Below are 20,897 nucleotides of genomic sequence, written 5' to 3'. Positions count from 1 at the left end.
TACTTGCATTCCGCTCGCCGCGTTACCGAGGAGCTGCGATGAACGCACTCAACGTCGCCGTCATCGTCGTCTACCTCATCGTCATCGCCTGGATCGGCCTGCGCCTGTCCGGTAAGCAGAAGTCCAGCAGCGACTACTTCGTCGGCGAAGGCAAGATGCCGTGGTGGACGGTCTGCTTCTCCGTGGTGGCGACCGAGACCAGCGTGCTCACCGTCATCTCGATTCCCGGCGGCGCCTACACCGACCAGGCGTTCGGCAACGTCGAGCTGGCTATCGGCTACATCATCGGCCGCACGATCGTCGCGACCGCCCTGATCCCGCTGTACAAGCGCGGCGGATTCGTCAGCGCCTACCAGTATCTGGAGCTGCGCTTCGGCCGCTACCTGCAGGGCGTCGCGTCGGTGACCTTCGTGTTCACCCGGCTGCTCGCCGAGGGCGTGCGCCTGTTCGCCTCCGCCATCCCGATCAAGCTGCTGCTCAGCGAGTTCGGCCTCGACCTCGGGTACGACGTCATCATCATCGTGCTGACCCTGGTCACGGTCGTGTACACCTACCTCGGCGGCATCAAGGCGGTCATCTGGACCGACGCGCTGCAGATGGGTCTGTACCTGTCCGGCGCGATCATCGCGATCTGCGTGCTCACCGGCCACGTCGGCGCGTCGGGGTGGTCGGACGCGCTGGACAACGGCAAGTTCCGCATCTTCGACACCGACTTCGGCCTGGCGCACATTCTGACCAACACCTTCGCCATGCCGACCGCGATCATCGGCGGCGCCATCTTCGCGATGGCCTCGCACGGCTCCGATCAGCTGATCGTGCAGCGCATCCTGGCCACCCGCTCGCTGCGCGACAGCCAGAAGGCGATGATCGGCTCGGGCATCTTCGTCGCCATCCAGTTCGCGGCGTTCTCGCTGGTCGGCGCCCTGCTGTGGTCGTACAACGACGGCAAGTCGCCCAAGGAACTCGGCCTCGCCACCGCCGACAACCTGTACCCCAACTTCATCCTGCACGGGCTGCCGGTGGTGATCTCCGGCCTGCTGGTCGCCGGCATCCTGGGCGCCGCCATGGGCTCGCTGTCCGCGGCGCTGAACTCGATGGCGAACTCGACCGTGGCCGACATCATCCGCAGCTTCTCCTCGCGCGAGATCTCCGATCAGTCGCTGCTCAAGCTCGCGCGCTACATGACGCTCGTCTGGGCGGTGCTGATGGCGTTGTGCGCCATGGGCTTCAGCGCGACCACCGGCAACGTGTACCTCACCGCGCTGACCATTGCCGGATACACCTACGGCGCACTGCTCGGCGCCTTCCTGTTGGGCCGACTGGTCAAGCGCGCCAACCAATTCGACGCGGTGCTCGCGTTCGTGGTCACGGTGCTCGTGATGACCTTCATCGTGCGGGTGGTCAAGATCGACGTCACGGTGGCGGGCAAGGTGGTCGAGAAGGGCATCGCGGCGCAGTGGCTGGTGCCGATCGGCGTGCTGGTCACGCTGGTGGTCGGCGGCATCGCGAGCCGCTTCCATCCGGCGCAGGCGCCCAAGCCGCCGGAACCGGTCGAGGTGGTGGCCTAGTGCGCGTCATCGGCTTGATGTCGGGTACCTCGCACGATGCCATCGATGCGGTCGCCGCCGATATTCACCTGCGGGACAGCACTGTTCACGTCGACGTGCTGGGGCTGCTGAGCCGCCCCTACCCCGATGGTCTGCGCGCCGAACTCATCGCCGCGCTGCCGCCGGGCACGGTCGACCTGGCCACGGTGTGCCGGCTCGATACCGCGATCGGGCAGGAGTTCGCTGCCACCGCGGCTGCGGCAGTGCGCGAATTATGCGATGGCACAGCGGATCTGGTCGCGTCGCACGGGCAGACGGTGTACCACTGGGTGGCCGACGGAAGGACCTGCGGCACACTGCAACTCGGCCAACCCGCCTGGATCGCCGAACAGACCGGGCTGCCCGTCGTCAGCGATTTCCGCTCGCGTGACATCGCCGCGGGTGGCCAGGGTGCGCCGCTGGTCGCGCTCTTCGACCTGTTGTGGCTCGCGGGCCGGCCCGGGCGTTCGGCCGCGCTCAATATCGGCGGCATCGCCAACGCGACCGTCACGGGCGACTCCCCCGTCGCCTTCGACACCGGCCCGGGCAACGCGCTGATCGACGCGGCCGTCGAACTGGCCACCGACGGCACCGAACACATCGATCGAGACGGCCACCGCGCGGCCCGCGGCCGCATCGACGAGCGACTGCTGAAAACCCTGCTGGCCGACAGCTACTACCAGGCAACGCCGCCCAAGACGACCGGTAAGGAGCTGTTCAACCGGACCTATCTCGAGCGGGTGTTGCGGGACCACCCCCTGCCTGCCGACGATATCGTCGCCTCCGTGACCGCGCTGACCGCACAGACCATCGCCGACGCACTGGCACCTTTCGCACCCGACGAAGTCATCGCCTCGGGCGGCGGTACCCGAAATCCGGCCCTGCTGAGCATGCTCGGCGAACGGCTGGGTAACTCCACCCTGTGCACCTCTGACGAGCTCGGTCTGCCGTCCGCCGCCAAGGAAGCCGCCGCCTTCGCCGTGCTCGGGTTCCTCACCATGCACGGACTCGCCGGCACCGACGCAGTCTGCACCGACGCGACGCAGGCAAGGGTGCTCGGTTCGATCACGCCAGGTGCCACCCCGCTGACCCTGCCCGAAACTCCCGGCGCGGCACCGCGACAGCTCAGGTTGGAGAACCATGAACGAGGGTGACGACGTCCGCACACGCCTGCTCGGGGCGATCCCCCGGCTGACCCCGACCGGGCTGCGGGTCGCCCAGGTGATTCGCGACGATCCCGCCGCCGCAGCGCAATTGACCGTGAGTGAACTGGCCGAGCGCGCCTCCACCAGCACGTCCGCGGTCGTCCGGTTGTCCAAAGCCCTTGGCTACGAAGGCTATCCGCAGCTGCGCCTGGCGCTGGCCGCGACCAGCAAGGACGATGGCTCACCGGTGTTCGCCACCGACATCGACGCCGACGACCCACTGGCGAAGGTGCTGCACAAGCTCACCGCCTTCGAGACCGAGGGCATGGTGGCCACCGCCGACCTCGCCGATCCGTCGACCATGGCGGCGGTCGTGGATGCCCTGGTGCGCGCGCGGCGGGTGGAACTCATCGGCATCGGCGCCTCCGGGCTGGTCGCGATGGACATGGCGCAGAAGCTGACCCGCATCGGGATGTGGTGTGTCGCCTGCACCTCCGAAGACGACGCCCTCGTGCAGGCCAGCCTGCTCGAAGCCGACGACGTGATCATCGCCTTCTCCCACTCGGGCGAGACCGCCGCCATCATCGACGCCGTGGATCGCGCCGGTGGCAGGCGAACGACGACCGTCGCCGTCACGGCGGGCGCACAGTCCAGGCTGGCTCGGGCGGCCGCGCACACGGTGCTCGTCGCCGGGCGCGAGGACGGTTTCCGGTCCGCCGCGATGGCGAGCCGGATGAGCCAGCTCCTCATCGTCGACGCGCTCTATATCGGCGTCCTGCAGCGCACGCCGTCGGCCGCGGTGGCGCTGCGCCGGACCTATGACGCGGTAGCGGATCGCCGGATCTCCCGCACGGTGCGGAAGGCGCCGTGAGGGAGCCGCAGCACGCAGATCGACGAGGCAGCTTCACAGGTAGTCACGACACGGTCGGGACCACACCACTTGTTCGACCGTAGTTCCCGCATGGACATAGGAGGCGAAGTGAGCGCGAACCAAAGACCCAGTGCGCAGTCGCGCATGACGGAGCCGAGCGCCGGCGAGGCGCGGTCATGAGCGACATCAGCACACTGAGCACCGAGGAAGCGAATCCGCGGACCGCCGCGCTCGACTCCATGACCGTGGACGAGTTGTTGCGCACCATGAATTCCGAGGATGCCGTCGTGGCTTCCGCGGTGGCCCAGGCGATCCCGGAGATCGCCCGGGCGGTCGAGCTGATCGTCGCGGCCCGCAGGACCGGCGGCAGGCTGATCTATGTCGGCGCTGGAACCAGCGGCAGGCTCGGGGTGCTGGACGCCGTCGAGTGCCCGCCGACCTTCGGCACCGCCCCCGACGAGGTCATCGGCATCATCGCCGGCGGCGCCGCGGCGTTCGCGCACGCGGTGGAGGGTGCCGAGGACGACCCCGCGCTCGCCGTCGCGGATCTCGCCGAGATCGACCTGACCGCCGACGACGTGATCGTGGCGCTGGCGGCGAGCGGCCGGACCCCGTACGCGATCGGCGCCCTGCAGCACGGCCGATCGATCGGCGCCGCCACCGTCGGCGTCTCCTGCAATCGCCATGCCGAGTTGAGCGAGCACGCCGACGTCGGTATCGAAATCGAGACGGGCCCAGAGGTATTGACCGGATCGACCCGCTTGAAGGCCGGTACGGCGCAGAAGATGGTGTGCAACATGCTCACGACCGCCACCATGGTGCAGTCGGGCAAGGTCTACGGCAACCGCATGGTCGACGTGAAGCCGACCAATGCCAAGCTCGTCGACCGGGCCCGCCGGATCATCGAGGACGCCACCGGCGTCGACCCGGTCACCGCCGCCGCCCTGCTGGACGCCGCCGACGGACACCCGAAAACCGCGATCGTCATGCAACTGGCCGGCGTCGACGTGGCCGCGGCCCGCAGGCTGCTCGCGGGCGCCGACGGGTTCGTGCGCACCGCCGTCGGCAGCGCCGGGTAGGCGGGGTGTACCCGCGAAGGGGTATGTCGACCGCAGCACGCCTGGCCCTCTGCGTAACAGCCGTCGTCGCAGTCTGCGTCGGCTGCGGGACCGACGACGCGTCGGACAAGTCCGCAACCGAGAATCGGCAGCCGATCGAGTGGGGTGCCTGCCCGCCGGGTTCCAGCTCAGCCGTCCAGTGCGCGAGCATCGATGTGCCGCTGGACTGGAACAACCCGGGCGGAGCGAAGATTCAGGTCGGGGTCAATCGACTGCCCGCGACCGATCCGGCGCAGAAGATCGGGGACCTGGTCGTCAACCCTGGCGGTCCCGGCGGCGCGGGCACGCAGATCGTCGCCCTCGAAGGCGCCGAGCCCGGTCTGTTCCCCGGCGCGCTCCGGCAACGTTTCGATCTGATCGGCTTCGATCCGCGCGGTGTCGGCTCCAGCCGGCCGGCCGTCCAGTGCGATGCCGACCTGGCCAACCGGCTGCCCCGCCAATTCCCGCGCGGGCAGCAGGAATTCGACGAGATGGTCGCGGCGAACCGCGCGTTCGGCGACACCTGCCGTCGCCGGACCGGTGATCTGCTCGACCATCTGGACACGGTGAGCGTGGCCCGCGATCTCGAGGTGCTGCGCCAACGCCTCGGCGGCGCGCCGCTGACCTACCTCGGCCTGTCCTACGGCACCGAGATCGGCGCGGAGTACGCCCGCCTGTTCCCCGACAAGAGCCGCGCCCTGGCGCTGGACGGCGCGCTCGTGCACTCCCAGCCGACGAGCACCATGAGCTTCTACGAATCCGTCGCGATCGAGGACAGCTGGAATCGCTTCGCGGCGTGGTGCCGATCCGCAGCCGAATGCGCAGTGCGCGAACCGGATCCGTCGCAGATCCTGGACGATCTGGTCACCAAGGCGGAGCAGCAGCCGCTGCCCGCGCCGACCTGTCAGAGCACGGGCAAGTGCCGCAGCGAGGTCACCACCGACGACCTGCTGACCAACCTCCAGGGCAGGCTGCTGTCCAGAGATCCCATCCCGAATATCGGCGACGAAGGCTGGCCCGGCCTGGCCGCCCGGCTCGACCAGGCGCGCAACGGTGACGCGAGCGGCTTCGCCTCGGCCGCGTTCACGGCCGAGAGCAACCACGCCGATCTGGGCGTCGGCTGCGCGGACTTCCGCCCCGACTTCGACAGCTACGCCGCGCTGAAAGCCCAGCAGACCCTGCTCGCCACCATCGCACCGCACACCCGTGGCGTCAGCCAGTCCTACCGGTACCTCGCGCGGTGCCAGGGCTGGCCTGCCCGAGCCAATTCCGCGCGAGAAACCGTCGCCGAACCCACCATTGCGGCGCTGATCGTCAACGCCACCCACGACCCGTCGACCTCCTACGGCTGGGCCCAGCTGATGCTGACCCAGATCCGCGGTTCCGTCCTGCTGACCCGCGACGGCGACGGGCACACGTCCTTCATGGCTCCCGGTCGCACCAGGGACGCCATCGTCCGCTACCTGATCGACGCCACGCCACCCGCCGCGGGTCTCGTGCTGCCCGACTGAGAACTGTTGGGCAGCAAGGCCGTCAGTCCTTCGGCCAGTGCCGGTCCAGGAAGTCGGCGATGAGCGGGGCGATGTCGGGCAGCTTGTCCTCGAGGGCGAAGTGGCCGGTGTCGAAGATGTGCAGTTCGGCGTCGGGGAGGTCGTGCAGGTAGGCGTGCGCACCCGGCTCGGGGAAGAAGGGGTCGTTGCGGCCCCAGACGATCAGGGCCGGCGGGGTGTGCGTGCGCAGCCATTCCTGCCACTGCGGGTACTGCTCGACGTTGCTGTGGTAGTCGAAGGCCAACGCCACCTGGGCTGCTTTGCGGCCGGGCAGGTCGAGGAGGTGCTGGTCGAGAGTCCAGCCGTCGGGGGCGAGGAGTTCGGGGTCGCCGACGCCGTGCTCGTACTGGCCGCGGGTGCCGGGGAGGGTGAGCAGGTCCCGGATGGCCGGTTCGGCGTCGGGCTGGTCGGGGCGCAGGGCCACGAAGTCGCGGGCACCGTCGGAAAGGCCCTCCTCGTAAGCGTTTCCGTTCTGGATGACGAGTCCGGCGACCCATTCGGGGTGCCTGGTCGCGATGCGGAAGCCGACCGGTGCGCCGAAATCGAAGGCGTACAGGAAGAATCGCGTGAGTTCCAGGCGCTCCAGGAACCCTTCGACGATGTCGGCCAGCCGGTCGAAGGAGTAGGTGAAGGAGTCGGGCGCTTCGGTGTGCCCGAAGCCCGGATAGTCGGGCGCGATGAGCCGATAGCTGCCGCCGAGGGCGTCGATCAGCCGGCGGAACTGGTGCGACGCCGACGGAAATCCGTGCAGGAGCAGCAGTACCGGCGCGTCGTCGGGCCCGGCCTGCCGGTAGAACACCCGAACACCGCCGACCTCGACGAACCTGTGCTCGACCCGAGGTAGATCATTAACCGGCATTGCTGCCCTCTTCTCTGCTAGCTCGACATCCCGCGCCGGAGCGCCGGGATTGGTGGAACCATCGAGAGTGGGCAGAACATTCCCGAGGCCGAGCGGCATGGGTTGCGCGCGGCCGCGAATTACTGCTCCGGTTGCGGATTTTCCCGACGCGCGCGAGCCCGGCGCTTCCCCTCGTGCATCGCTTGCACGCGGGCGATGGGAATGGTGTGGCCCTCCTCGATGAGATCGGCGGGCAGCGTTTGCGGTTCGGGCATGTCGTCGGCCCACGGGTCGCGCTCGCCGAGCTGGTTCAGTGCGGTGCGGACGGTGAAATCCTGCGGCGTGACGTTGTCGAGATCGGCCCAGCCGACCGGGAACGACACCGTGGTGCCCGGCCGGATCCGCGGGCTGTACGCGGCGACGACGGTCCCGCCGCCCGCGCGGGTGGAGTCGAGGAACACCCGCCCGCCCCGGTCCTCGCGGATGAAGGCGGTGGTGGCGAGGTCCGGATCGAGCCGCTCGGCGCGGGCCGCGACCGCGCGGGTGGCCGCCGCGACGTCCTCGATCGACAGACCGGGCACCAGCGGCACGAAGACGTGTACACCCTTGGCACCACTGGTTTTCACCGCACCGGCCAGCCCGTCGTCGGCGAGCGCCGCGCGGATCAGCTTCGCGGCCAGCACCGCCTGCCGGAACGGCTGCTCCGGCGACGGGTCGAGGTCGAGCACGAGATGGGTCGGGCCCTTGCTGTGCTCGGCGAGCAGCAGCGTGGTGTGGTACTCGACCGCGCGCTGATTGCCGAACCACAGCAGCGTGCGGACGTCGTCGCACAGCGCGTAAGTCACCTCGCGGTGCGAACTCTCGGCCCACACCGTCACCCGATGCAGCCAGTCCGGGGTGTACTTGGGCAGGTTCTTCTGCATGAACGGCTGCTGCCCCGGCCGCACCCGCACCACCGACAGCGGACGGTCGCGCAGCGGTCGCACCAGTCGATCACCGACGGCCTCGAGGTAGTCGACCAGATCGCGCTTGGTCGCCTCGGCACCGTCGAACAACGGCTTGTCCAAATTGGTCAGCGTCACTCCGGCGCGGACCTCTTCACTGCCCATCGGCTCACCTTGCCCGCCGCGGACAGCGCGGTCAACCCGCCTGCACCGCGTGCCGCACCTCGGCGAGCGCATCGACGACAGTGCGGTTCCGGCCGTTCGCATCCTGTCCGAGCTGCTGCCAACCCCGGCCCTCCGGACCGCACAGTTGCGTCCACACCTCGCGGGTCCGGTCGAGCAGTTCACGCTGTTCGCCCTCGCCGAGCCCCCACAGGAAATCCCCGGGGTAGGCGGCGCCGCGCAGCCACGCCAGTGGATCGATCTTGGCGCCGGAGTCGTACCCGTGCGGCATGACGCTCAGATGCAGGTGCGGGCCGGTGGACCCGCCGTTGCTACCGACGTAGGCGATCAGCTGCCCCGCCTCGACGCGGTCACCGACCGACAGTCCGGTCGCGCCCGCGTCCCACATGTGTCCGTATTCGCTCACCCCGCCACCGTCGGCGCTCGGGTGGTCGATGACGATCCACTCGCCGTATCCACCGGCGGCGCCGAGGAACAGGACGGTGCCGCCGGCACACGCGTAGATCGGCGTCCCGTCCGGCGCCGGGAAATCCTGCCCGGCATGGAAACCGCCCTCGCGTGGGCCGAACGGTGAGCCGATCGTGAGTGCTGCTCGAGTCATGGGCCAGTAACGGGTCATGGGTGCCCTCCTCTCCGCTCGAATATCGGGGAGCGGGTGGGAGAACGTGCCCGCCCGGTCCGCTCAGCGGGCCGTGATGGTGGTGGGCAGGGCGGCGAAGCCGCGGTTGTTCGAGGCGTGGATGCGGCGCACGCCCTCGGGGTCGATGTCGTAGTCGGCGACCTTAGCGACGATCTCCTGCAGTGCGACCCGCAGCTCCAGCTGTGCCAGGTTGGCGCCGAGGCAATGGTGGCGGCCGCTGCCGAACACCAGCGACGCACCGGTGTCCCGGTCCAGGTCGAAGGTGTCGGGGTCGGTGAAGACCGCGGGGTCGCGATTGGCGGAGCCCAGGAGCAGCAGCATGCGCGCGCCGGCCGGAATCGACACCCCGTGCAGCTCGAACGGTTCGGTGGCGGTGCGCAGCGTGGTCTGGGTCGACGGTTCGAAGCGCATGGATTCGGCGATCCAGGCGTCGATCCGCCCGTCGAAGGCCTTGCGGCGCTGGTCGGGATGCTGCCATGCGGTGTGCCAGAGGTTGCCGAGGGTGAGCATGGTGGTTTCGATGCCCGCGCCGACGAGCAGGATGAGCACGCTGACGATCTCCTCGGGCGTGAGCCGATCGTCGCCGTCGGCCGCGTCGAGCAGCCCGGACAGCAGGTCGTCGCGGCGGTCCGTGCTCCGTGCGATGGTCAGCTCGGTGTAGTAGCCGATGAGGGCGCCGATCGCCTGGATGGCCTCGGGCCGCAGGTCGGTGGACTCCTCGTCGTTGTACATGATTTCCATGCCGAGTTTGCGGAGCATCTCGCGGTCCTGCTCGGGCACGCCGACCAGTTCGGCGACCACCTCGGTCGGGAAGGGGCCCGCGAAATCGGCCATCATGTCGAAGCTGCCGCGCTCGAGCAGGGGCGCCAGCAGCCCGCTGGCGATCTCGCGTAACCGGGCTTCCAGACCCTGCACCCGGTGCTGGGTGAAGGCCTTCGCGACCAGCCCGCGCAGCCGGGTGTGCCGGGGCGGGTCCATCGCGACGAAGGAGAACATCTGCTCGGCCTGCGGGCCCCAGAACGCCGGTTCCATCCGGATGGCACCGTTCGCGCTCGAGAATCGGTCCGAATCGCGCAGTGCGGCAAGGACATCCGCATACCGGGAGAGCGCCCAGAAGTCGTCGGTCTCGTTGCGGTAGACCGGCGCCTCGGTCCGCAGCCTCGCGTAGTACGGGTACGGGTCGCGGTGGACGTCGAAGTCGTATGGGCTGTACTGCAGTGGCATGATGAAGCCTTCCGGACGGCGCGACGGCACCATCGCTACCGGTTCGCAACTCGAACTGACATGATGACAATAGTCGAGATGAATTGAGGGCGTTGTGAACTCGGAACCCCCAGCCTCGCGGATCGACGTATCCAAGCCGCATCCGGCGCGCCGCTACGATTACTGGCTCGGCGGCAAGGACAACTTCCCCGCCGACCGGGAATCGGCCGATATGGTGGCCGAGGCCTTCCCCACCGTCCGCCTGGCCGCCCTGGAGAATCGCAGCTTTCTGCGGCGCGTGGTGGCCTACCTGGCCGACGCGGGTGTCCGGCAGTTCCTCGATATCGGGGCCGGTTTGCCCACGGCGGGCAATGTGCACGAGATCGCGCAGGATATCGCCCCCGAGTCGCGCGTCGTCTACGTCGACAACGACCCGATCGTGCTGGTGCACGCCCGCGCGCTGCTCAACAGCTCATCCGAGGGCGCGACCGCCTACCTCGACGCGGACATCCGCGAGCCGGACCGCATCCTCGCCCACCCCGACCTGGCCCGGGTCCTCGACCTGGACCAGCCGGTGGCGTTGATGCTGGTGGCCATCATGCACTTCATCACCGACGACGACGGACCCTACGAGCTGGTGCGCAAGCTGTGCGACGCGCTGCCCTCGGGCAGCTACCTGGTGATGACCCATGCCACCAGCGACCATCTCACCGCCGAGGAGCTCGCCGAGTCGGACGCCGCCAACCTGCGCAGCGGAGTTCCGTTCCGCTTACGCAGCACCGAGGAGTTCACCCGTTTCTTCACCGACCTCGAGCTCGTCCCGCCGGGCATCGGCTCGGTGATGACGTGGCGGCCGGGCGAGTGGCGTCCGCACCCGAGGCCGGAGGCGGTCTCCATGCTCGGCGCGGTGGCCCGCATCCGCTGATCAGCGAGCGTCGGGTTCGGCGCCGCCTTCGGAATCCCAGCGTTGCACCGCCGCGACACCTTCGGCGCGGTCACCGCGCTCGCGGGTGCCGATCGTCAGCAGCTCATCGACCGCTGATTCGTTGTCGGCGGCGGACGCGGAGTCCATCGTCGCCGAGGCGTCGAGCGCGGCAGCGGCGGGCGGGACAACCAACAGCACTACCCGGCGGTTCTTCACACCCAGCAGCTCGACCGTGTGCAGTGTCCCTTGTCGAAACCCCTCGACTTGCACCGTTCGACCGTCGATGACGAGTTCACCGGACGTTCGCGCCCATTCGTCGAGCGGATAAGCCACGTGATGGATGGGCCCGATTCGATCGGCGACGGCGACGAGCAGCGCGGGGAGCTCCGCCGCCAAATCTTCGCTGTGCGGCCACCAGGCTCCGTCGACATATCCGGTCTTCGGCGCTTTCGGCTTGAGCTGCAGGCGCAGTGTGGGTTGACCGGCGCGGGTCGTCGATCGCGTCATGACTCCGCCTCGGTGAAGCTCGGCTCCCTCGTGCGCGGCGTGCACTGTGTGCTGGTTCGCTCGCTCATGGTCGATCCTCCTGCCGCGGCCGGGCGTCGGCCGGGTTGATCCGGAGCGGACGGCGCGGTGACCTCCGCATGACTGAACGTGACTTCTCAGCGCGCCGCAGCGCGGTGCGCAGTCCGCTCCGGCCGACCGGACGGACGTTGTCGGGTGCGTCGAAGGTTTTGTCGCCATGGAACTTTCGTTCCGAGGCGGTCTCCGGGGCGTCGTCGGAGGTGGCGGTCAGCAGGCTGTCCGGCAGTGCCAGTTTGTGGATGGTGCGCAGGGTGAGCAGGTACTGACGCAGCAGTGACCCACTGGTGTAGGGCAGGTCATACTTGTCGCAGAGCTCCCGTACGCGCAGCGCGATCTCGGCGTACCGGTTGCTCGGCAGATCGGGGAACAGGTGGTGTTCGATCTGATAGCAGAGGTTGCCGCTGAGGAAGGCCAGCACCGGGCCCGCGTCGAAGTTCGCGGTGCCGAGCATCTGCCGCAGGTACCACTCCCCCTTGGTCTCGTCGGCCACCACGGTGGGCTCGAACTTCTCCGCGCCGTCCGGGAAGTGCCCGCAGAAGATCACCACGTAGGCCCACAGGTTCCGCAGCACATTCGCGCTTGCGTTCGCGGCCAGGGTGCGCCGCCACCGGCGCCCGCTGAGCGCGGGGAACAGCAGATAGTCCTTGCCGGTCTGTCTGACGATCTTGCCGAGGAACGCTTTGGTCTCTGCGGCCTTGCGCTCCGGCTCCGCCGCACGGTCGCGTTCGGAATACAGGCCGTGCAGCGCGATGCCCCATTCGAAGGTGGCCGCCAGCAACAGGTTGCGCAGCGGCTGCAGCAGATGGTCTGGCTTCCACCGTTCGTCACGGGTCACCCGCATCACGCCGAACCCGATGTCCTCGTCCATGCCGAGCACGTTCGTATAGACGTGGTGGCGATAGTTGTGCGAATAGCGCCACTGCGCCGACACCCCCGCCATGTCCCACTCCCAGGTGCTGGAGTGGATCTCCGGGTCGTTCATCCAATCCCACTGGCCGTGGCAGACGTTGTGGCCGATCTCCATGTTCTCGATGCTCTTCGCCAGCGCCAGCCCCGCGGTCCCCGCGAACCAGCCGGTGCGGCCGCGACTGAGCCCGATCGTCAGCCGGGACGCGGCGTCGAGCGCACGCTGGACTGCGATCGTGCGACGAATGTAGGTCGCGTCACGCGCGCCACGCTGCTCCTGGATGTCGCGGCGGATCGCGTCGAGCTCGCGCCCGAGCGCCTCGATATCCGCCGTGCTCAGGTGCGCGTAAGCAGCGACCTCTGTTATTGCCATCTTTATTTCCTCGGGTTCCGGAACAGCGTATGTCTACAGCGTAGGCTTACATCGTTGACAACGCACCCTTCAGCCGGAAAGGCGCTGGATTCGATGACTCGAATCAGGGCCGGGCCAGGCGAACCCTCGGATGCCGAGGCAGGCCTGCCCGCACGCAAGAACCGCAGGAACCACCCCTTGACCAGGGCCGCGATGCTCGCGGCCGCATTGGAGATCATCGACAGCGACAGCGTCGACCACCTGTCCATGCGACGCCTCGGCGCGGCGCTCGGGCGCGACCCGATGGTGCTGTACCGACATGCCGAGAACAAGGCTGCGGTGCTCGATGGCGTCGCCGAGATCGTGCTCGAACAACTGACCATCGACGCCACCGACCCCGACTGGCAGCATCAGCTGCGCGTCGTCGCGCGCGACTTCCGCAGGTTGGCCGTAGCCCATCCGAATGTGGTGCCACTGCTGGTGACCCGCCCGTTGGCGACACCGATCGGCTTGCGGCCCGCGGGCACGCTGCGGCCGCTCGAACGTCTGCTCGCGCTGCTCACCCACGCCGATTTCAGCGGCACCGACGCGCTGCACATCTACCGGGCGCTGTTCGGATTCCTCTATGGCCACATCCTCACCGAGCTACAGGAAATCGTCGAACGACCAGAGGAAACCACCGATCTGCTGCGCATGGGCCTCAATCGTTTGCCCGTCGGCGAATTTCCGCTACTACGCAGCCTCGCCTCTGACCTTGCCGCCTACGACGGCGTCGCAGAACTCGAACTCGGCCTGGATATTCTGATCAATGGCCTCGCCACCAGCATGACACCGGGCGGTGCCGTTCGTGACACTGCTGACAGACTCACCGAATCCGTTGTCGCACAGCAGCGTTGGGACGCCGAGGGCGGTAGTCGCGCCCACTGAGCCGCACAGGTCCTCAGCTGGGGCCGGGCAGCGTCGCGGTGAGACCGGTGAGCAGGATGTCCAGACCGCGTTCGAGTTCGGCGGCGCCGTCGTAGCCGGCCAGCACCGGCGCGAGTTCCCGCAGCAGTGGGAATTCGCTGATCGGCAACCGATGCAGCCCGAGTCGTAGCACCTCATCGGTTTCCTCGGGCCGTTCGACGAGCTCCTGCAGCTCGTTGAGCACATGCCCGTACAGGAATCCGAACAGTGCGCGATAGATGTGCAGCGCGTCGGCTCCCGAGAAGCCGGCCCGGGTCAACAGGGCCAGCATGTGCTCGAGTGGCCGCACCACCGAGGGCGGACGCAACCCGAGCGGCGTCGCCAACGGCCGGGTGACCAGCAGCGGAACCGCCCGCGGATGAGCGAGGGCGAGTTCGCGGAAGTCGCGTGCGACCGCCCGCAACCGGTGCTGCCAGTCCGGATCGGTGGCGTCGACCGTCAGCTGGGCGAACAGGAGTTCCGCGACACCGTCGAGAACGGCCGCCTTGTTGGGTACATGCCGGTAGATCACCATGGGATCCCGGCCGACCGCATCGGCCAGTCGACGCATGGACAGCCCGTCCACACCATCGCTGTCGATGATCGCCAGCGCGGCGTCCAGCACGGCTGCCCTGGTGACCGGGCTTTCGCCCCGACCAGGGGTCGCGCCTCCGTTGCGCGGGCTGCCCGATCGAGAATTGCCGCGTTTGACGGGGGGCTCGGTCATCCGGGTAGGCCTCATTCCCTATCTTCAATAGGTCACGGGCGTAGACCTACGACGTTGACACTATGTCATACGCGGTGCCCGAGCCAGCAGACTCACCACCCCGATTCGAATCGCCCGTTGCCGGAATGCGTCTGCTGTCCGCGCCGCTCCGCCTCCAACCGCGCGGAATTGGCCTCGGCGAAAATTCGGGCGGAACTCACCTGAGGATCCTCGGTGAGCTCGCGCATCGCCGCCTCGACCTGCGGTTGCTTGTCGGCCACCGCGGCCTCGTAGGCGGCGAGGATGCGCTCGGCGTTCGGCACGCTGAGCGACAGCAGCCGGTTCTCGGCATCGACCTCCACGCGCACGCCATCGACCTTGCCGACGCCACGGATCCGGGCCAATTCATACTGGGCGCGCTGGACTTTCATGCCCAGCTCTTCGTGCGCAGGTTGCACGGAAAAACCTCACTCGATCGAAAACTGTGTGCGCTCAGCCGCCGGCCGAGGCTTGGAATATCAGTAGCGGCCGGTCGGGGTGCAGATAACCGCGCGCCGAGCCGTCCCATTCGGTGGACCCGCCGAGCGCGGCGTCGAATTCGACCCCGGTGAGATAGGTACCAGCCGGAACCGCTTGTTGCAGAACGTCTTTGAGCGTCGGAGCGGCGGCGGGCTCGGCGGGCGCATACCGGCTCCGCAGCTCCGCCGCGGTCGCCGGCTCCAGTTCCACTACCGCGTCCACCCAATAGATCGTGGGACCCGGGGCGCCGGAGGAATTGTCCCAGTCGATCCACGAGACCGACGCGGGCCGGCCGATGAGCGGAAAGTACTTCATCAGAGTTTCGGGGTCGGAGCGGACGGTGCCGGACACCTGGCCGGCCCTTTCCTGCGGGGCCGAGTCGGAAAACGGCGAGGTGCAGCCGAGCACGGCCAGTACCGCTGCCACGAGGGCGGCAGCGGCCGAAATTCTTCTGGGCATAGTCATTTCGGGCGGGCGCTGCCCGTCTCGCGGTCGTTGTCCGGCATCCGTCCGTCGTCGCCGTCGTAGCGACTGTCGCTGCGATCCTCGCGCCCCGGGTTGCGTTGCGGGTCGGAGCCGCCGTCCACGGTCGCACTCGACGGCGGTTGTCCCACCTCCCACGACACGGTCCGGGTGAGGCTGCCGCTCGATTCGAACGGCTTCGCCCAGCCGATCTCGGCGAAGCGCCCGTTCTCGGCATCACTGACGCCGGTGCCCTTGTCGTGCTTGCCCTTGTCGAAGTTGTAGTAGTCCTGGGCCGACACCGTGACGTCCATGACCACGCGATTGCCCTCGACCCGCACGTTCGAATGGCTGTACTGCTGGTAGCCGCCGATGGCCTTCTGCCAGTTCTCGGTCACCGGGTAGTTCGTCCCCGCGTCTTTGCCGACGCTGATCGGCTTGCCGTTCATCTGAAAGTTCTTGTTTCCACTGCGCACGAACTGGTCGGCGGCGGCGGCGGCTCTGCTGATCTCGTAGTCCACCGCCTGCTTGATCGACCTGTCCTCCTTGTAGCCCTCGGCGTAGTCGAACTTCATCGGCTTGCCGTTGTTGTCCCAGTAGTGGCGGTACAACGCGGTGGCGTCGTCGAAGTCTTTGAAGGCCTCGCCGCCCGCCAGCTTCGCCTGCCATTTCTGCTTGGCCAGCCAGTCGCCGAAACCGCCTTCCTTCGTGTTGTAGAGGAAGGTGTCGTCGTGGTGCACGCCCGGTATCTTCGGCGGACCGATCTCGTAGCGGCCATCGGACGAGCGGATCAGGGCCAGCGGGGGCAGCTCGGGCATGGGAGCCCCGGGCGACTTCGTCAGCACCTGCAACCCCTCCACGCCCTTCTTGATGGATCCAGCGGCCTGCTGCTCGTCTTCGGCGAAACTCTTCAGCAAGGTCTGGATCCTGACCTGGAAACCGATGGCCTGGCTGTCGAGTTTCGCCTGCATCATGAGTGCGAGCAGCGGGCTGCCCGGATATCTCGGTGCGGTGACCGTACCGTTGTCGGCGACCTTCATGCCCGCGGCGGCCGCCTCGTTGTCCACGATCGTCAGCAACGAGGTCTTGGTGAGATCCAGTTGCAGGCCGTAGGTCGCGAAGTACTGGGCGATCCGGCCCGCCACCTCATCGATGTAGTTGGCCGAGAGTTTCTCACCGAGCGCGCGCACCGACGCCCCCGCCGCACCCTCGCCTTTCCAGCCTTTCGCCACCGCGTCCACGTCGCGGCCCATGCCGTCGACCTCGCGCACGAAATCACCGGTGCGCGACGCCAATTGGGTGCCGTAGGTGACCATCGTCGACGGCACACACGCGCGCACATGGCTGATCGTCGTCGTCATTCCTTCGCCTTACTGGGGCTCGGCGGCATGATTCTGCGGAACTGCTCGACGAAGGCTCGTTCGACGTCGCCGTAGGCCTTCACGCCGGAGTTGGTGACCGATGCCATCTGTTCGATATTGCTCCGCAGTGCGCCGTAGGCCGCGAGCGCGGCGGGGCCGACGGCCGCCATCGCCTGCTGCACCGGCGAATCCGGCATCGTTGTCTGCGCGTCGATTTTGATGCCGGCAATGGTCGACGCACGTCCGGTGAGGGCCTTGCCGAGCCCGCGCAGCGCGTCGAGATCGGCCTGCAAGATATCGCCCATGAGCTCCCCTGTGGGTAACCGAGGAACTGCACCTCGGAAGAAGCGACGGTAACATCCTCCAAAAACCTTGAAAAGTACCAACTTTCATTGGCTGCCCGGGTTAGCTCGGAGGTGGTAGAGGACAGCCGGGCGGGTGGCGGTACCGTCCTCACCTATGACTCCGCCACCGTCGGGACAGCAGTTCGCCATCGGCCGGGGCGACCAGCGGGCGGTGATCGTCGAGGTCGGCGGCGGCATCCGGGAGTTCCGGGTGGCCGGGCGCGATGTGCTCGAGCCCTACGACGTGCTGGCGATGGCCGACGGTGGTCGCGGTGCCGCGTTGATTCCGTGGCCGAACCGGTTGGCGGACGGCAGATATCGCTTCGATGGCGTCGACCATCAGCTCGCGCTGTCCGAACCGGCGACGAACACCGCGATCCACGGGCTGCTGCGCTGGCGGCCGTGGCGGGCCTGCGACGCGCAGGAGGACGAGGTCACCATGCGCACCACGTTGCACCCCTGCAAGGGCTATCCGTTCCATCTCGACCTCGCCATCTGCTACGCACTGTCCGACGACGGGCTGACGGTCACCACGACGGCCACCAATCTCGGCGCCACCGCGGCACCGTACGGCTGCGGTCACCATCCGTATCTCTCGCCGGGCGACGGCGGAATCGACGCCGCCGTCCTGCATTTCGACGCCGCGACCCGGATCGTCACCGACCCCAGCCGCAAGCTGCCGATCGGTACCGAATCCGTGCGCGGCACACCGTTCGACTTCAGCACGCCGAAACCACTGGGCGCGTTGACCATCGATCACCCGTTCACCGATCTGGCCCGCGACGACGACGGACGAGCGTGGGTCCGGTTGCGCGGCACCGACGGGGCGGTCGCCGAGCTGTGGATGGACGACTCCTATCCGGTGCTGCAACTGTTCACCGCCGACACCCTCGCACCGGCACACCGGCGCACCGGCCTGGCCGCCGAGCCGATGACCTGCCCGCCCAATGCTTTTCACAGCGGCGACGGCGTGGTCCGGCTGACACCCGGGGCCACCGTGCGGACCAGGTGGGGCGCGCGCCTGACTCGGCCCTGACCGATCAGCCTGCGGCCGTGAGCGTTCCGCGCTGGAAGTGCTGCGCGACGCCGCCGTCGGGCGTGGGGTACTCGTCGCCGACGGGATATCCGTAAGCGCCGCTTTCGAATCCGGCGCGACTCCAGCTGTCATAGATGCCACCGGAGACCGGGTGCGCGCCGGTGCCTGCGGACCAATAGATCACGCCGTGCTGGAACTTGCTCCAGCGGCCGGGGGTGTCGCCGAAGTATCCGATCAGCGGCACAGCGAAACCTCCGGTGCTGAGCTGGTATTCATTGCTGGTCGGATAGCCGAGGGTGCTGTGCTCCCAGCCGAGTTCTCCCCATTTCGCAAGGATCGGCCCCGCCACGGCATAAGCCTTGCCGCCGTTGACATCCGCCACCGCGAGGCTGTGCTCGGCGTTCAGCGCGAGCAGCGCGTTCTCCACATCGGTGTGGGTCACCGCTTTGCGTGTGGCCACGAAGGCGGGCGCGGCGCCGAGAGCCGGATACTGATACCAATCCACCCACGAGCCCGCGGGCACCACCGAATCCCTGCCGTTCTGGATGATCAAGGTGGGGGTGGGCACGAAGTTGGTGGCCGCCAGCGGACCCGGCTGCATGGCCAGCGATCCGACCACCCGGAAGGTGGGATCGATGGCATGGAACCAGGGCGCGATATTCGCGGCGAGCAATGCGCTGCCGCCGCCCGCCGACTGTCCGGCCAGCACGATTCGACCGAAGTCGATCCGGCCCGCCAGCGGTGAGGCCGGATCGAGGTCGCGTTCCTTCAGTCCGGCGAGCCCGACGAACTGCATCTCCGACAGCGTATTGAGGTAGTCGAAGGACACCGCGACGACGAAACCGTAACTGGCCCACTGGCGCAGCATCGCGTCGTAGAAACCGGGGTCGGTGAGAATGCCCGGCGAGAAGACGATCGCGGGCGCCTTGCCCACCTGATCGATATCGGCGGGGTAGTAATACTGAACGCCGACCGGCGATCCGGATCCGAACGGAAAAGTGCCCTGACAGCGGCGGGGCACGACCATGTTCTCGCCGCTCAGCGCGCCGGGACCGGGACATGCCACCGTGGCGGCGGTCTGGACCACCTGGTGCGAGCCCAGACCGCCGAACAGGGTGTCCAAATCCTGCGTATCGGGATCAGCGTGGGCGGCCGTCGCGTGTGCCGCCAACACCGAGATGACGGAGATAGCTACTCCCAGCACGAATCCGGGCAGACGCGGCGCAGCGGATCGAACTTCCATCGTATCGACACCTCGTCCGAGCGAAAAAACATGGAATGCCACGCTAGAGTCGAAATGCAGGACACGTCAACATTGATAGAGCCCCAGGCCGAGCGCTATTTGTCACAAAGAAATACCTTGCTCGCCACGCCACATCCACCCCCTGGACACCCGATTATCCAGCCCGCCTGAACAATCCAGCAACCGAACAGAGTCAGCGGCGGCACCCGAACCGTACCTTTATTTCCGAAAACATAATGTGAAAATCCATTATCCACTTTGCCTGCGCCAGCCCCCGTAGTAATCGCCGCCAAAAAGGCGTAGGCTGAATTTGCTGCTCCAGCCCGGCCGATATCGGATTCGATGGCCGCTGCTGGCAGATGAGTCAAAGCGTGGATGAATATCCGCCGATGTCAGTGCTTCATTACCGGCACAGAGGCGTTCGCACGAGATGGTGACCACCCGATGTGGTCGTCCGTAACAGCCTCCGTAGCAACGGATTAGACATGACAGCCCGAACACGGCGAAAACTACGTCCACCGCAGAGTTCCAGTCTCACACACCGCTGACGAAACCGGCGAAGTAATTGGCTTGCCGATAAACGGCGAGCCGGTGAAATGCGCCGCGACGCGCTGCGCATTCGTCTTGCTTCATACCGATGCGGAAAATCGAGGACGCGCGCCACCATGGCTGATTTCACGATATCGGCCGCAGCGAATTAGTAATACGGGAGCATTATCATGACCACCACACGCAACACACGCACACGTATCGCCGCCCTTTTCGGTGGCATCATCCTGACCACGGGCGCAATGATCGCTGTAGCCCCACCGGCTTTCGCGGCCTGCAATGCCATGAACGGCGCCAACGGCGCTCCCGGCACGGCCTCGCAGCCGGCCGGCGGCGTCGGCGGCAACGGCAGCGCCGGTACCCCGAACTGTCCAGGTGGCAACGGCGGTAACGGCGGCGCAGGCTTCGGCGGCGGCGCGGGTGGCGCAGGCGGGATCGGCGGCAACGGCGGACTCGGCGTCCTGGGTACCGGCGGCTTCGGCGGCGTCGGTGGCCTCGGTGGACCCGACGGCGGCTCCGGCGGGGCAGGTGGCGCGGGCGGCAACGGCGGCTCGGGTGACAGCAGCGGCGCAGGCACTGCGGGCGCGGCAGGCGGCGCGGGCGGCCTCGGCGGTAATGCCGTGGCGGTCGACACCGGCGGCGAAGGCGGCAGAGCGGGCAACGGCGGTGACGCCTCCGGCGCGAACAACAACGGCGGTGCGGGCGCCCGCGGCGGCAACGGCGGCAGCGGCGTTCTCGGGACCGGCGGGGCAGGCGGCGGTGGCGGCAACGGCGGTGCCCAGACCGGCACCGGCTCGCTCGGTAATTGCGGCAACGGCGGCAACGGCGGTGCGGGCCTGGTCGCAGGCGCACCCGGGAGCGGAGGCAGCGGCAGCGGAACCTGCTGATACGGCCTGACTCGACCCGA

The 20,897-nt window shown here is 67.8% G+C and carries 21 protein-coding genes; 9 read left to right on the top strand and 12 right to left on the bottom strand.

Features of this window, described 5'->3' with window-relative positions; all coding sequences use genetic code 11:
* Positions 1 to 38 precede the first annotated feature (38 nt).
* From IBX18_RS16335 to IBX18_RS16315, 5 genes are all read left to right on the top strand, one after another.
* Positions 39 to 1,568, top strand: coding sequence for a sodium:solute symporter (locus tag IBX18_RS16335; protein ID WP_194834509.1), 1,530 nt, complete (start codon positions 39 to 41; stop codon positions 1,566 to 1,568).
* On the top strand, positions 1,568 to 2,740 hold the full coding sequence (locus IBX18_RS16330) for an anhydro-N-acetylmuramic acid kinase (protein WP_194834508.1): 1,173 nt from the start codon (positions 1,568 to 1,570) through the stop codon (positions 2,738 to 2,740). The genes IBX18_RS16335 and IBX18_RS16330 overlap by 1 nt, the downstream gene beginning before the upstream one ends.
* Positions 2,727 to 3,602, top strand: coding sequence for a MurR/RpiR family transcriptional regulator (locus IBX18_RS16325; RefSeq protein ID WP_147140083.1), 876 nt, complete (start codon positions 2,727 to 2,729; stop codon positions 3,600 to 3,602). The genes IBX18_RS16330 and IBX18_RS16325 overlap by 14 nt, the downstream gene beginning before the upstream one ends.
* Positions 3,603 to 3,778: 176 nt before the next feature.
* Entirely contained in the window at positions 3,779 to 4,681 is a 903-nt protein-coding gene (murQ, locus tag IBX18_RS16320) for an N-acetylmuramic acid 6-phosphate etherase (protein ID WP_194834507.1), read from the top strand.
* 23 nt (positions 4,682 to 4,704) lie between these two features.
* On the top strand, positions 4,705 to 6,210 hold the full coding sequence (locus IBX18_RS16315) for an alpha/beta fold hydrolase (RefSeq protein WP_194834506.1): 1,506 nt from the start codon (positions 4,705 to 4,707) through the stop codon (positions 6,208 to 6,210).
* 22 nt (positions 6,211 to 6,232) lie between these two features.
* On the opposite strand, the gene IBX18_RS16310 is transcribed toward IBX18_RS16315, so the two are convergent.
* From IBX18_RS16310 to IBX18_RS16295, 4 genes are all read right to left on the bottom strand, one after another.
* The gene (locus IBX18_RS16310; RefSeq protein ID WP_194834505.1) at positions 6,233 to 7,108 is read right to left on the bottom strand and encodes an alpha/beta fold hydrolase; all 876 of its coding nucleotides are present in this window, start codon (positions 7,106 to 7,108) and stop codon (positions 6,233 to 6,235) included.
* Between the two features lie 119 nt (positions 7,109 to 7,227).
* Complete coding sequence (gene ligD / locus IBX18_RS16305) at positions 7,228 to 8,196, bottom strand: non-homologous end-joining DNA ligase (RefSeq protein WP_194834504.1); 969 nt, start codon at positions 8,194 to 8,196, stop codon at positions 7,228 to 7,230.
* 31 nt (positions 8,197 to 8,227) lie between these two features.
* Entirely contained in the window at positions 8,228 to 8,833 is a 606-nt protein-coding gene (locus IBX18_RS16300; protein WP_228541257.1) for a M23 family metallopeptidase, read from the bottom strand.
* A 63-nt stretch (positions 8,834 to 8,896) separates the two neighbouring features.
* Positions 8,897 to 10,078 (bottom strand): cytochrome P450, encoded by a 1,182-nt coding sequence (locus tag IBX18_RS16295; protein ID WP_194834503.1) that lies wholly within the window; start codon positions 10,076 to 10,078, stop codon positions 8,897 to 8,899.
* Between the two features lie 94 nt (positions 10,079 to 10,172).
* Between IBX18_RS16295 and IBX18_RS16290 the strand changes: the two genes are divergently transcribed.
* Positions 10,173 to 10,982, top strand: a complete 810-nt coding sequence (locus IBX18_RS16290; RefSeq protein WP_194834502.1) for an SAM-dependent methyltransferase — start codon at positions 10,173 to 10,175, stop codon at positions 10,980 to 10,982.
* On the opposite strand, the gene IBX18_RS16285 is transcribed toward IBX18_RS16290, so the two are convergent.
* On the bottom strand, positions 10,983 to 11,489 hold the full coding sequence (locus tag IBX18_RS16285) for a DUF5994 family protein (RefSeq protein WP_194834501.1): 507 nt from the start codon (positions 11,487 to 11,489) through the stop codon (positions 10,983 to 10,985).
* 64 nt (positions 11,490 to 11,553) lie between these two features.
* Complete coding sequence (locus IBX18_RS16280; RefSeq protein WP_194834500.1) at positions 11,554 to 12,846, bottom strand: acyl-CoA desaturase; 1,293 nt, start codon at positions 12,844 to 12,846, stop codon at positions 11,554 to 11,556.
* Positions 12,847 to 12,939: 93 nt separating this feature from the next.
* Here IBX18_RS16280 and IBX18_RS16275 point away from each other — a divergent pair, with 93 nt between their 5' ends.
* A complete protein-coding gene (locus tag IBX18_RS16275) occupies positions 12,940 to 13,752 on the top strand; it encodes a TetR/AcrR family transcriptional regulator C-terminal domain-containing protein (RefSeq protein WP_194834499.1) in 813 nt (270 codons plus the stop codon).
* Positions 13,753 to 13,765: 13 nt separating this feature from the next.
* On the opposite strand, the gene IBX18_RS16270 is transcribed toward IBX18_RS16275, so the two are convergent.
* The 5 genes from IBX18_RS16270 to IBX18_RS16250 all read right to left on the bottom strand — a co-directional run bounded on the left by IBX18_RS16270 (position 13,766) and on the right by IBX18_RS16250 (position 17,123).
* The gene (locus IBX18_RS16270; RefSeq protein ID WP_194834498.1) at positions 13,766 to 14,497 is read right to left on the bottom strand and encodes a TetR/AcrR family transcriptional regulator C-terminal domain-containing protein; all 732 of its coding nucleotides are present in this window, start codon (positions 14,495 to 14,497) and stop codon (positions 13,766 to 13,768) included.
* Positions 14,498 to 14,589: 92 nt separating this feature from the next.
* On the bottom strand, positions 14,590 to 14,934 hold the full coding sequence (locus tag IBX18_RS16265; protein WP_194834497.1) for a hypothetical protein: 345 nt from the start codon (positions 14,932 to 14,934) through the stop codon (positions 14,590 to 14,592).
* Positions 14,935 to 14,968: 34 nt separating this feature from the next.
* Positions 14,969 to 15,454, bottom strand: a complete 486-nt coding sequence (locus IBX18_RS16260) for a hypothetical protein (RefSeq protein ID WP_194834496.1) — start codon at positions 15,452 to 15,454, stop codon at positions 14,969 to 14,971.
* Between the two features lie 2 nt (positions 15,455 to 15,456).
* The gene (locus IBX18_RS16255; RefSeq protein WP_194834495.1) at positions 15,457 to 16,818 is read right to left on the bottom strand and encodes a hypothetical protein; all 1,362 of its coding nucleotides are present in this window, start codon (positions 16,816 to 16,818) and stop codon (positions 15,457 to 15,459) included.
* Positions 16,815 to 17,123 (bottom strand): hypothetical protein, encoded by a 309-nt coding sequence (locus tag IBX18_RS16250; RefSeq protein WP_194834494.1) that lies wholly within the window; start codon positions 17,121 to 17,123, stop codon positions 16,815 to 16,817. Before IBX18_RS16250 ends, IBX18_RS16255 begins: the two co-directional genes overlap by 4 nt.
* 154 nt (positions 17,124 to 17,277) lie before the next feature.
* On the opposite strand from IBX18_RS16250, the gene IBX18_RS16245 reads away from it, so the two are divergent.
* Positions 17,278 to 18,198 (top strand): aldose 1-epimerase family protein, encoded by a 921-nt coding sequence (locus IBX18_RS16245; protein ID WP_228541256.1) that lies wholly within the window; start codon positions 17,278 to 17,280, stop codon positions 18,196 to 18,198.
* Between the two features lie 4 nt (positions 18,199 to 18,202).
* On the opposite strand, the gene IBX18_RS16240 is transcribed toward IBX18_RS16245, so the two are convergent.
* Positions 18,203 to 19,441, bottom strand: a complete 1,239-nt coding sequence (locus IBX18_RS16240; protein WP_194834493.1) for a hypothetical protein — start codon at positions 19,439 to 19,441, stop codon at positions 18,203 to 18,205.
* Between the two features lie 719 nt (positions 19,442 to 20,160).
* Between IBX18_RS16240 and IBX18_RS16235 the strand changes: the two genes are divergently transcribed.
* Positions 20,161 to 20,877, top strand: a complete 717-nt coding sequence (locus tag IBX18_RS16235) for a hypothetical protein (protein WP_194834492.1) — start codon at positions 20,161 to 20,163, stop codon at positions 20,875 to 20,877.
* Positions 20,878 to 20,897 lie beyond the last annotated feature (20 nt).

Source organism: Nocardia sp. XZ_19_369 (assembly GCF_015355715.1).
GTDB lineage: Bacteria > Actinomycetota > Actinomycetes > Mycobacteriales > Mycobacteriaceae > Nocardia.
Note: the sequence above shows the minus strand (reverse complement) of the source record. Positions and strands in the feature narration are given on the sequence as shown.